The sequence below is a fragment of the Phyllobacterium sp. TAF24 genome, from assembly GCF_052113785.1.
Taxonomy (GTDB): domain Bacteria; phylum Pseudomonadota; class Alphaproteobacteria; order Rhizobiales; family Rhizobiaceae; genus Phyllobacterium.
The window spans coordinates 1-12,034 of sequence record NZ_JBFRDN010000005.1 but is presented as its reverse complement, the minus strand read 5'-3'; the positions used below and the strand labels follow the sequence as shown (position 1 = coordinate 12,034).

7 protein-coding genes are annotated in these 12,034 nt (G+C 56.2%); all 7 read left to right on the top strand.

Annotated features, from left to right (window positions below):
* Positions 1 to 221: 221 nt before the first annotated feature.
* Positions 222 to 728 carry a hypothetical protein gene (locus tag AB4Y96_RS06025; protein ID WP_441916265.1) on the top strand — a complete coding sequence of 169 codons (507 nt, stop codon included), beginning with the start codon at positions 222 to 224 and terminating at the stop codon, positions 726 to 728.
* A 17-nt stretch (positions 729 to 745) separates the two neighbouring features.
* Positions 746 to 922, top strand: a complete 177-nt coding sequence (locus tag AB4Y96_RS06020; RefSeq protein WP_175540542.1) for a hypothetical protein — start codon at positions 746 to 748, stop codon at positions 920 to 922.
* 326 nt (positions 923 to 1,248) lie between these two features.
* Complete coding sequence (locus tag AB4Y96_RS06015; RefSeq protein ID WP_091878848.1) at positions 1,249 to 2,280, top strand: sulfate ABC transporter substrate-binding protein; 1,032 nt, start codon at positions 1,249 to 1,251, stop codon at positions 2,278 to 2,280.
* 4 nt (positions 2,281 to 2,284) lie between these two features.
* Positions 2,285 to 3,145, top strand: coding sequence for a sulfate ABC transporter permease subunit CysT (gene cysT / locus AB4Y96_RS06010; protein ID WP_441916264.1), 861 nt, complete (start codon positions 2,285 to 2,287; stop codon positions 3,143 to 3,145).
* Complete coding sequence (cysW, locus tag AB4Y96_RS06005) at positions 3,135 to 4,019, top strand: sulfate ABC transporter permease subunit CysW (protein ID WP_091878851.1); 885 nt, start codon at positions 3,135 to 3,137, stop codon at positions 4,017 to 4,019. The genes cysT and cysW overlap by 11 nt, the downstream gene beginning before the upstream one ends.
* 11 nt (positions 4,020 to 4,030) lie before the next feature.
* Entirely contained in the window at positions 4,031 to 5,068 is a 1,038-nt protein-coding gene (locus AB4Y96_RS06000; RefSeq protein WP_441916263.1) for a sulfate/molybdate ABC transporter ATP-binding protein, read from the top strand.
* Positions 5,069 to 5,423: 355 nt separating this feature from the next.
* The coding region (locus AB4Y96_RS05995; RefSeq protein ID WP_441916262.1) for a glucoamylase family protein at positions 5,424 to 12,034 on the top strand (6,611 nt) is incomplete at its 3' end.

The window sequence follows — 12,034 nt, the reverse complement described above, 5'->3', positions numbered from 1 at the left end:
GCACAGGAGTGCATACCTTTGATGTCTGGGCCTTGAACCCGTTCGATTGGAGGACCCTATGATAGGTCTTTTTCTGCCACGCCTGCGCGTGGTCTCTACGCTGCACCCACGGCGTCCACATTCTGCTTCCGGCCTCAACAGGCTGACGCAGCCCGTTGCCTGGCTATGCCACAACGAATTTACTGCCTTGATCCGCAACAATGAGCAGGATGGGAGTGGGCATGTATCCACGCACATCTGAAATCGGGAACGGTACGGGTTGTTATTTCGACCGTACCCCGGAAAAGCTCGTGCTTGAAGGGTATCGCCGCTGGACTGCCGGGTTTGAAACCGGCTCGGTGATTGCCTGGGAAATGGCTTACGGACTTTACAGCGAAATTCTCGGCACCCGTGAAGGCAATCGCGCCCTGTCGGAACTGTCTTTCTTCATCCGCACGCTGCGCCATTGCGCCCTGTGCCCGCTGAAGACATTCCCGTTCGGCTCACACCATGTGTGCAAGGAAGAGTGCCTGACTTTGGGTCTGATCGCCGGACTTCAAAATTGCGACATGCTTGCAGCAAGAACCTGCCTCAATGCCATGGCATGTCCCTCCCGCCATGAGGAAGTCGAGAACGCAGCCATCGGTTTTGCCGAAACACTGGTGGAACTGGATCAAGTGCTTTTGCCGATCCCGAAATTTGCAATCGATGACATCATTTCTCGCCCGATGCGGGCGAAGTACCATTAAGAAGAAGGGGAAATATAATGATCATCAGCTCCCGCTTGGAACGACGCCTCTCAATCGCCGCGACTGCCGCATTGACTCTGGCGATTTTCATCACACCGCTCACGGTGCGCGCTTCCATTGAAGCCAAGGCCGTGACGAGCACTTTCACGGAAGTTGCGTCGGTGGAACCGGCCGACCTGCTGCTCAGAAAATAAAGGCCTCCAGCCCGGTACCGGCCCTGCGCCGGTACTGTCCTTCAACGCGGACAACACAACCTACCGGTGAAATATTATTTCGCACGCAACCAGTTTTCTCAAGAGTACCAAACCCATCAATCCATTTAATTGGAGCTTGCGCTTGATAGCCTGAAAGAATCCTGTTGCGGGCAAAATTCCGGGTCAGCGGATAATAGACTACTGTTTCTGTAGACTAACGTATTCAGGTAGAATTTTCTAATTTATCGATATAAAAGGAATTCTTTCCAACGCCCGCTATGCGGGTCGCTCTGCTACGCTTCAGGTCACACTACACGGAGGCAGGCATGAAACATTCCCGATTTTCGCTATCGCTGGCGGCAGCATTGTTCGCCGCAACAGTTTCCTTTCAATCGCTGTCTGCCGCCCATGCGGATACGACGCTTCTGAACGTCTCGTATGATCCGACCCGCGAACTCTACAAGGACTACAACGCGGCTTTTGCTGCGAAATGGAAGGCCGATACGGGCGAGACCCTGACCATCCAGACCTCGCATGGCGGCTCCGGTGCGCAGGCTCGCTCCGTCATTGATGGCCTTGATGCCGATGTGGTGACATTGGCGCTTGAGAGCGATATCTCGGCCATCGTCAAGGCGACCAAGAAAATCAACCCTGACTGGCGCACCAAATATCCGCACAATTCGGCACCTTACACGTCCACAATTGTTTTCCTCGTGCGCAAGGGCAATCCCAAGGGCATCAAGGATTGGGGCGATCTGGTCAAGGATGGTGTCGAAGTCATCACGCCAAATCCGAAAACATCCGGTGGCGCCCGCTGGAACTACCTTGCAGCCTGGGCTTGGGCCTATGGCCAGTACGGCGGCGATGAAGCCAAGATCAAGGACTATATCGGCAATCTGTTCCAGCATGTTCCCGTGCTTGATTCCGGCGCGCGCGGTTCGACCACTACCTTTGCCCAGCGCGAGCTTGGCGATGTGTTGCTCGCATGGGAAAATGAAGCCTATCTTGCTTCCGATGAGTTCGGTGCCGACAAGTTCGACATCATTGTCCCGCCGCAATCCATCCTCGCCGAGCCGCCGGTGGCTGTTGTCGACGGCAATGTCGATGCCAAGGGCACACGCAAGGTGGCTGAAGCCTACCTGCAATATCTCTACTCCGCAGAGGGCCAGACCATCGCCGCCAAGCATTTTTATCGCCCGGCGGAGCCTAAACTGGTGCCTGCTGACATCTTGAAGAAATTGCCGGAGTTGAAACTGGTGACGATCGATGATCCAATCTTCGGTGGATGGGCTAAAGCACAGCCCTATCACTTCGGAGATGGCGGAACGTTTGACCAGATTTACAAGCCGAAAAAGTAACAGCATGCTTTCCAACCTTGCCAAGGCAGGTTGGCGGTTTAAGAGGCCGAGTGTCATTCCAGGGTTCGGAATGACACTCGGCTTCACTCTTGCCTATCTGACCCTCATCGTTCTTATTCCACTGGCCGGTCTGGTCTGGCGTTCCGCCTCGCTTGGCTGGGGCGGCATGTGGCATGTCGCAACAGATCCGCGCACACTGAACGCGTTGAAGATCAGCTTCGGCACGTCGTTCGTGGCCGCGCTTGTCAATGTCGTGTTCGGCGTTATCGTCGCCTGGGTGCTGGTGCGCTACCGCTTCCCCGGTCGCCGTATCATCGACGCCATTGTGGATTTGCCCTTCGCTTTGCCAACGGCTGTTGCCGGTATTGCCCTGACAGCGCTCTACTCCAAGAATGGCTGGATCGGCAAATGGCTCGATCCGCTGGGAATCAAGGTCGCCTTTACACCGATTGGCATAACCATTGCCCTGATCTTTATCGGACTGCCTTTCGTCGTGCGCACCGTGCAGCCGGTGATGGAGGAAATCCGCAAGGAAGTGGAAGAGGCGGCCGCCACACTTGGCGCCACGCGGTTCCAGACGATCACGCGTGTGCTGTTACCCGGACTGACACCAGCGATCCTTACCGGTTTTGCCCTCGCCTTTGCCCGTGCCGTTGGCGAATACGGATCGGTGATCTTCATTGCTGGCAATCTTCCTTATATTTCGGAAATTGCGCCACTTCTGATCGTTATCAGGCTTGAAGAGTTTGACTATACCGGTGCGACTGCAATTGCGGCCATTATGCTGATCATTTCGTTCACGATGCTTTTTGTCATCAATCTCATTCAGGCCTGGAGCCGCAGGAGGTATGGCTATGCGACATGAATTGCCACAACCTCCGGAGCCTGCAACCAAAGCCTGGCACCCGGCGACCACGGAAAGCCGAACGGCGCGTTTCGTGCTGATTGGCGTGGCGCTGGCGTTTCTCGGGCTGTTCCTGCTTCTGCCGCTCATCTCGGTTTTCTTTGAGGCGTTCCGAAAGGGTCCCGCGGCTTACTTTGCAGCCTTTGCCGATGCGGATGCGCTTTCCGCCATTCGGCTGACCCTTTTGGTGGCGGTGATTGCTGTTCCGCTTAATCTCGTGTTTGGCGTGGTCGCAGCCTGGACGATTGCCAAGTTTGAATTCAAGGGAAAGGCGTTTCTGACAACCCTGATCGATCTGCCTTTTTCGGTTTCTCCGGTTATTTCGGGTCTTGTCTATGTGCTCTTGTTCAGCAGTCATAGCGCGCTGGGGCCCTGGCTCAAATCGCACGGGATCGAAATCCTGTTTGCTGTTCCGGGCATTGTCCTGGCAACGGTTTTCGTGACCTTCCCATTTGTTGCGCGTGAACTGATCCCGTTGATGCAGGAACAGGGCACGACCGATGAGGAGGCCGCGCTTTCGCTTGGTGCCAATGGCTGGCAGACTTTCTGGCATGTCACCCTGCCGAACATCAAATGGGGCTTGCTCTACGGCGTGCTCTTGTGCAACGCCCGTGCCATGGGAGAGTTTGGCGCAGTGTCCGTCGTTTCAGGCCATATTCGTGGCCTGACCAATACGATGCCGCTGCAGGTCGAGATTCTCTACAACGAATTCAATACGGTTGCTGCCTTTGCAGTGGCTTCGCTTCTGGCGCTGCTGGCGCTGGTAACGCTCGTTCTCAAAACTCTTCTGGAGTTGAGATATGGTGCGGAACTGGCTGCCAATGGCGGACACTGAGAGGAATTAAGATGGACGTTCGCGTAAGTGGTGTACGCAAGGAATTTGATCGCTTTCCGGCGTTGCACGACGTGTCGCTCGATATCAATTCGGGAGAGCTGATTGCCTTGCTCGGTCCATCGGGATCAGGCAAGACAACGCTTCTTCGGCTGATTGCCGGTCTGGAAACCCCGACTGAGGGCAAGGTGTTCTTCGGCGACGAAGACGCATCGCTGAAATCCGTGCAGGAACGCAATGTCGGCTTCGTATTCCAGCATTATGCGCTGTTCCGGCATATGACTGTGATCGACAATGTTGGTTTCGGCCTCAAAGTTCGCCCGTCTGCCAGCCGCCCAAGCAATGAGGAAATCCGCCGCCGCTCGTCAGAGCTGCTCGATTTCGTGCAGCTTGGTGGACTGGAAAAGCGCTATCCGGCCCAGCTTTCCGGTGGTCAGCGCCAGCGCGTTGCGCTTGCCCGTGCCATGGCGATTGAGCCGCGCGTATTGCTTCTTGACGAGCCATTCGGTGCGCTCGACGCCAAGGTGCGCAAGGAACTGCGCCGCTGGCTGCGGGAAATTCACGACAAGACCATGCACACCACGGTTTTTGTGACGCATGATCAGGACGAGGCGCTGGAACTCGCCGACCGTGTGGTGGTGATGAGCCAGGGCAAGATCGAGCAGATTGGCACACCTGATCAGGTCTATGACACGCCGAATTCTCCGTTCGTCTACGGCTTTATTGGCGAATCAAGCTCGTTGTCGGTGCGGATAGAAAGCGGCGAAATCTGGCTTACGGACCGTGCACTTGGCATAAAGAGCGATGTGCCTGACGGGGAAGCCGCGCTTTATTTCCGCCCGCACGATGTCGAACTGGTCGATGGTTGTGGCGGCTGCATTGCCGGGACTGTCATTGCAAGCCGCCGCGTGGGTGCGACAAGGCGTGTGGAACTTGAAATCGGCGGCGCGGCAGAACGGGTCGAGATTGAAATTCCCGCTGATCATCCGGCCAAGGAAAAGAGCCGCATCGCCTTTCGCCCCAAGCATTGGCGGGTTTTTCCGAAGGTTTAACCCTCCTTACGACCGACACGGAAAGCCGGAGTTCCCCTCCGGCTTTTTTGCATGTCCGCTATATTTGCTGTTACTGATCTCGAAACAGTCTGTTCACAAAGCCTATGGCATTCCGTGAACGGCTACAACGCGGTTTGCGCGCAATGCCCCTGTGCAGTCCGCTACGAATTGCCTAAGATAAACAGATGGAAATTTGACTCATTTTCATCAAAACTGATCGGCAAGGGTAAAAGTGATGGTAGCTTAGTTGCTCCGACCCGATTAGATCGTGACTCCTCTATGGGTCAATCGACCCGTTATTATCGTCTGTGTTGCAGCCCTGAAGATTTTTTCTTCACAACCGAAACGAAGGCAAATGGCCCTACTGTCTTTTTTTAAATCTTTCACACCACAGAAGAATGCCGTTGGTCAGATTTTTTCGGTCCAACCCAATCCAATCAGAGCTCACTACAAATCCGTTGACGATCTGCGAGAGATGGGTGCGCGCGTGGCGCGCGGCGAAGACATCCGCTTGCCCGATTATGAACCGATGGTCTTTGAGCAACGCACCGTCGAGAATGCGCGGCTGATCCTGCACTCCTATCGTTCCTCCGACGCGGCTGCACGCAAGGGCGAAACGATTACACCGGCAGCGCAGTGGCTCCTCGACAATTATTATCTCGTTGATCAGAACATCCAGCAGGTCGAACGCGATCTTCCGAAAAAATTCTTCCGCCAGTTGCCCCCGCTGAAAGGCAAGCCGGAAATTCCGCGTGTCATGGCACTCGCCTGGCTCTATGCAGCCCATACGGACAGCCAGTTCTCGCTCAGCAGCCTGACCGCCGTGGTCGAAGGCTTCCAGACCGTTTCGCCGCTGCATATTGGTGAGCTTTGGGCGCTGCCTTCAGCTGTGCGCTTCATCCTTATCGAGAATGCGCGCCGCCTGTCTTTGCGGGTCGAGCGCGCCCGGCGCATGCGCGCCTATGCCAATAGCGTTGCCGATGAAATCACGCTCAACGCCGACAAGGACACGCTGCCGCAGCTTCTAGCCCAATACACCACGGCTGCGCGCGACAGCACATTTGCTACCCATTTGCTCTACCGCCTGCGTGGCGGCGCGATGCATTCCGGCGCCGCTGTCGCCTGGCTGGAAGAAGAGCTGGAGAAGAACGGCAGTGACGCGGAAGACGCCATTATCCAGGAACATACGCGCCAGTCCACCGGCGGTGTTACCATGGGTAACCTCATTCGCAGCCTGAAAGCCATTGACGACGTCGACTGGATCACATGGTTTGAGACGGTTAGCGGCGTCGATGCGGTGCTGCGCGAACATTCCAACTTCGACGCGCTCGATTTCCACTCCCGCAACGCCTATCGCGTGGCAATTGAAAAGATCGCGCGCCGCTCCGGCAAGAGCGAGCAGGACATTACACAGGCCGCACTTGATCTGGCCCATCACAGCGCCGAAACCAAAGGCGACGAGAAAAGCGTTACCGTGCAACGCAAGCGCGATGTCGGCTATTATCTCGCGGGTGACGGACGCTCCGAACTCGAGGAAACCTGTGGTTCCACACCGACGGTGCTGCAGCGCTGGGTGCGGTTCTACAAGATGCTTGGCCTTGCCGGTCTGTGGGTTCCCGCCTCCGTTATCTCCATCGGTATTCTGTTTCTGATCCACTATTGGCTGCGCCGCTATGGCCTGCCGAGCGATACGGTTCTTCTGCTCACGATACTGGCCGTCTTCCCGACGATGGAAACCGCCAATGGTTTCGTCAACTGGATCATTCCGATGTTCATGCCGCCGACACGGCTGATCGGCTTTGAATATAAGAACGGACTGCCGCCGGAAGCCAAAACCCTTGTGGCGGTGCCGACGCTGATCACCTCACGCGATTCCGTTGACGAGCATATCCGCAATCTCGAAGTCCATTATCTGACCAACCCGCGCGGTGAAATTTATTTCGCGCTGCTGACCGACTGGGCCGACAGCAAAGTTGAGCAGACCGAGAATGATCTTGATATTCTTGACTATGCACGCGAAAAAGTAACCGCGCTCAATCAGCATTATACTCAAGGCGGAAATCCACGTTTCTTCCTCCTGCACCGCAAACGCCTTTACAATGCACAGGAAGGCCGCTGGATGGGCTGGGAGCGCAAGCGCGGCAAGTTGCACGAACTCAACCTTCTGCTGCGCGGCGATAAAGATACAACCTATTTCCCCAGCAATGAGGACGTGCCCACCGACATCAAATTTGTGATGACGCTCGACTCCGATACGCGTCTGACGCCGGATTCCGTCAATCGTCTTGCGGGCAAGCTCAGCCATCCGCTGAACCGTCCAATCTACAAGGAAAAGTCCGGCCGTGTGACGAGCGGTTATGCCATTCTCCAGCCGCGCGTTACGCCCTCGCTGACGACAGGTGACGATGCGTCGTTCCTGCAACGTGTCTTCTCTGTCAATCGCGGCATCGATCCTTATGTCTTTGCCGTTTCAGACGTTTATCAGGACGTGTTGGGTGAAGGCACATTCACCGGCAAGGGCCTCTACGATATCGACTTCTTCGAACTGGCGCTTGATGGCAAGATCGATGAGAACACTGTTCTCAGCCACGACCTTCTCGAAGGTGGCTATGCCCGTGCCGCTCTCGTCAGCGATGTCGAGGTGGTTGAAGATTATCCTACCGGATACAATGTCGACATTTCCCGCCACCATCGCTGGACCCGTGGTGACTGGCAACTTCTGCCTTATCTCTTCAGCACCAAGCCGGGGGTAACAGCGGTTACCCGCTGGAAGATGACCGACAATCTGCGCCGCTCGCTGACGCCTGTTTTCTGGATTATCGCTTCGATTGCCGGCTGGACATTGCTGCCACCGGGTGTTGCCGCGCTATGGCAATTCTTCATGATCTTCAGCATGTTCATCGTCCCGACGATGATCCTCTTCACCAATCTCGTGCCGACAGATATGAACCTGTCGCTCAAGGGCCATTTTCAGGCGATCCTCACCGATATCTTCTCCGGTGCCGCCGATATTGCGCTGCGCATTACCTTTATCGCCAACATGGCCTGCCTGATGGCGGATGCTATCGCCCGCACGCTCTACCGCGTGTTCATCTCGCGCAAGAACCTGCTCGAATGGCGTGCTGCGGCACAGGCCAAGGCCAGCGCGCCGGATACGTTGCAATATTATGCCCGCCTGATGTGGCCAGCTGTTATCGTGGCCATTGTTGCCATTGCACTGCCACTCGCCACCCATAACCGGGCATGGTTTCTGGCCGTGCCTTTTGCGCTGATCTGGTTCTTCTCGCCTGTCATTGCATGGCTCGTCAGCCGTTCGGCCAAGCCGCTGGATGATCTGAACGTCCGCTCTTCGGATAAGAGCGAATTGCGCCGGTTCGCCCGCCGCACCTGGCATTATTACGATACGTTCGTCACCAAAGAGCAGAATTTCATTCCGCCTGACAATTTTCAGGAAGACCCGCATCCGGTTATCGCGACACGCACATCGCCAACCAATATCGGCATGTATCTGCTGTCGACCGTGGCTGCGCGCGACTTTGGCTGGATCGGTTTCAACGAGACGCTGACGCGTATTGATGACACGCTGACCACCCTTGAGAAGATGGAAAAATATCGCGGCCATCTCTACAACTGGTATGAGACAACGACATTGCGGCCCCTGCTGCCGCTCTATGTCTCCTCAGTGGATAGTGGCAATCTCGCCGGTCATCTGGTGGCGCTTTCCTCCGCTTTGGAAAAGTGGGCCGAAGCACCGTCGGTCTATCTGCAAAGCGATCTCGACGGTATTCTCGATGTCAGCGATATCCTTGAAGAGGCGATCAACGATATTCCCGATGAACGCCGTGTGCTGCGGCCACTGCGCCGCCGTCTCGATGAGCGTGTGGCGAACTTCCGCCGTGCGATCACAACCATCAAGGAAGAGCCTGAAACCGCTTCCCTGCGCACTATCAATCTTTCGCTGTTTGCCGGTGACATTCAGCGCCTGACCGAGGAACTGCACGGCGAACTTGAAAGCCCGCTGAGCACCGTTGCCAATGGCTGGGCGCTGCTTCTGGTCAAGACCTGTCAGGCCCATACGGATGATGCCATCGGAACGCATGATGGTACGGACAGCCTGCGCGAACGTCTGGTTTCGTTGGCAACCCGGGCCCGGCAACTGGCCTTTGATACGGACTTCACCTTCCTTGAGCGCAAGGAACGCCGTCTGCTATCAATCGGTTTCCGTGTCGATACCAATGAGCTTGATGCCAGCTGCTACGATCTTCTGGCTTCGGAGGCCCGTCTTGCCAGCCTCTTTGCCATTGCCAAGGGCGATATACCGGTTGATCACTGGTTCCGTCTTGGCCGTCTTCTGGTTCCGGTTGGCTGGCGCGGTGCGCTGATCTCGTGGTCAGGCTCCATGTTCGAATATCTCATGCCACCTTTGGTCATGATCGAACCATTGGGCTCCATGCTCGATCAAACCAACAAGCTGATCGTTCAGCGCCAGATCGAATATGGCGAGTCAAAGGGTCTGCCATGGGGTATTTCCGAAGCCGCCTATAATGCGCGCGATCCGGAGATGAACTACCAGTACACCAATTTCGGTGTTCCGACGCTCGGCCTGAAGCGTGGCCTGTCCAAAAACTATGTGGTGGCACCCTATGCCAGCATCATGGCAGCCCAATATCGCCCGGCAGAAGCTGTCGTTAATCTCAAGCGCCTGCGCGAGATGGGTGCGCTGGGTCAGTATGGTTTCTATGATGCCGTGGACTTCACCCGCTCCCGCGTTCGCGAGGGTGAGGAATATGCCGTCGTGCGCAACTACATGGCGCACCATCACGGCATGTCGATTGTTGCCGTCAACAATGTGGTGTTCGAAGGCCGCATGCGTGACCGGTTCCATTCGGATCCTGTGATTGAAGCTGCCGAACTGCTGTTGCAGGAAAAAGCCCCGCGCGAAATTCCTGTCCTGCAGGCCAAGGCCGATAATCCCATGCGCAAGGCGGTGGAAAGCGGCGAGGAAACGGCGTCTATCCGCTTCATCAAGAACCCGCTTTCCGCCCCACGCGCCACGCAGATCATGTCGAACGGCCATTACTCGGTCATGGTCACCGCCAATGGTGGTGGTTACAGCCGCTGGAATGGTCTTGCCATCACCCGCTTCCAGCCTGATCCGCTTGAAAGCGGCTATGGCACGTTCCTGTTCCTGCGCGATCTCGACAGCGGTGAATGGTGGTCGGCGACTGGCGATCCCGTTCGGGCAGCCGGCGAAAAAAGCACAACCATCTTTGCTGACTACAAAGCTGAATTCGTCAAGGAAAATGGCACGATCCAGACCACAGTGGAAACCATTGTCGCTTCGGATTCCGATGGCGAAGGCCGCCGCATCATCATCACCAATACCGGTACAAAAGACCGGATCATTGAAGTGACGTCCTATGCGGAACTGGTGTTGACCGCTGACGATACGGATACGGCACATCCGGCATTTGCCAAGATGTTCGTGGAAACCGATATCGATCCGCGCGGCGACACGATTTATGCGACGCGCCGCAAGCGTGACAGCAATGAACCCGATATTCACGTGGCCCATGTGGTTACCGATGGTTCTGGCGCAATGCGCGAAATTCAGGCGGAAACCGACCGGCGGGCATTTATCGGCCGTGGTCGCAATCTGCGCAATCCGGCAGCTTTCGATGAGGGCGTCACTCTTAATGGCAGTCAGGGATTTGTGCTCGATCCCATCGCTTCGCTGCGTTGCCGCGTGCGTGTTCCTGCGCACAAGCGTGTGACGCTGGTTTACTGGACCCTTGTCGGGCCAGACCGGCATGAACTGGAAGAAGTCGTCTCGCGCTTCCGCCATCCGGATTGCTTTGCCCGCGAATTCTCATTGTCGTGGACAAGTTCGCAGGTGCGGCTGCATCATATCGAGATCAATCCGGATGAGGCTGCGGATTTCCAGCGCGTCGCAACCAGCCTGATCTATACGGACAAGGCCTTGCGCCTGCCCTCCGAAAGCATCGCATCCGGCCTTGGCAGCCAGTCCGATCTCTGGCCCATGTCCATCTCGGGCGACTTCCCCATCCTTGCACTGCGCATTGATGATGAAGCCGATATGGAAACGCTGAAGAACGTGCTGAAGGCACAGGAATACTGGCGGGCGAAGGGGCTTGTGGTTGACGTTGTCGTCATCAATGAGCGCTCCTTCTCCTATGCACAGGATTTCCAGCGCGGGCTTGAAGCAATCTGCGAAAACAGCCGCAACCGTGGTGGCCAATATGGACCGCGTGTCCATATCTTCACCGTGCGCAAAGACCAGATGAGCGATGCGAGCTATAATACCCTGCTCGCCTCCGCCCGTATCGTCATGCATGCGCAGAACGGCACGCTGGTCGAGCAATTGAAGCGTACGGAAGAACTGGCGGCGGCAGATCTGCAGCCAACCATTACTGCTTCCGGCAAAACGCTCGCTACCGGTGACACCGGTCTTGACGACATGCGCGCCATTGCGCCAGCGCCGACCCAACTGGCAAGCAAGCGTCGCCAGAAAACAGAGGGTAGTGATCTTGCCTTCTGGAATGGTTTTGGCGGCTTCAACATGAAGACCAATGAATATGTCATCCGTCTTGCCGACCGGGCCAACACGCCGCAGCCTTGGATCAATGTGATTTCCAATGCAGGCTTTGGCTTCCACGTTTCGGCTGAGGGTGCAGGCTTCACATGGTCCAGCAACAGCCGCGACTATCAGTTGACGCAATGGTCGAACGACCCTGTTATCAACCGGTCGGGCGAAGCGATCTATGTCGTTGATCTCGACAAGGGCACGGCATTCTCGCCCACGGCTTCGGTGCTGCGTGATCCATCGGTGCAGTATGAAACACGCCATGGACAGGGCTATTCTACGTTCCTGTCGCGCCATGGCAATGTTGGCTTGGAACTGACCCACACGATCGATACGGAAATGCCGGTGCGTGTGTCCAGTCT

Bases quoted from the DNA above. Each gene is read 5' to 3' on its own strand.
- AB4Y96_RS06025 (WP_441916265.1), top strand. From the start codon at position 222: ATGTATCCACGCACATCTGAAATCGGGAACGGTACGGGTTGTTATTTC.
- cysT (WP_441916264.1), top strand. From the start codon at position 2,285: ATGCTTTCCAACCTTGCCAAGGCAGGTTGGCGGTTTAAGAGGCCGAGT.
- cysW (WP_091878851.1), top strand. From the start codon at position 3,135: ATGCGACATGAATTGCCACAACCTCCGGAGCCTGCAACCAAAGCCTGG.
- AB4Y96_RS06020 (WP_175540542.1), top strand. From the start codon at position 746: ATGATCATCAGCTCCCGCTTGGAACGACGCCTCTCAATCGCCGCGACT.
- AB4Y96_RS06015 (WP_091878848.1), top strand. From the start codon at position 1,249: ATGAAACATTCCCGATTTTCGCTATCGCTGGCGGCAGCATTGTTCGCC.
- AB4Y96_RS06000 (WP_441916263.1), top strand. From the start codon at position 4,031: ATGGACGTTCGCGTAAGTGGTGTACGCAAGGAATTTGATCGCTTTCCG.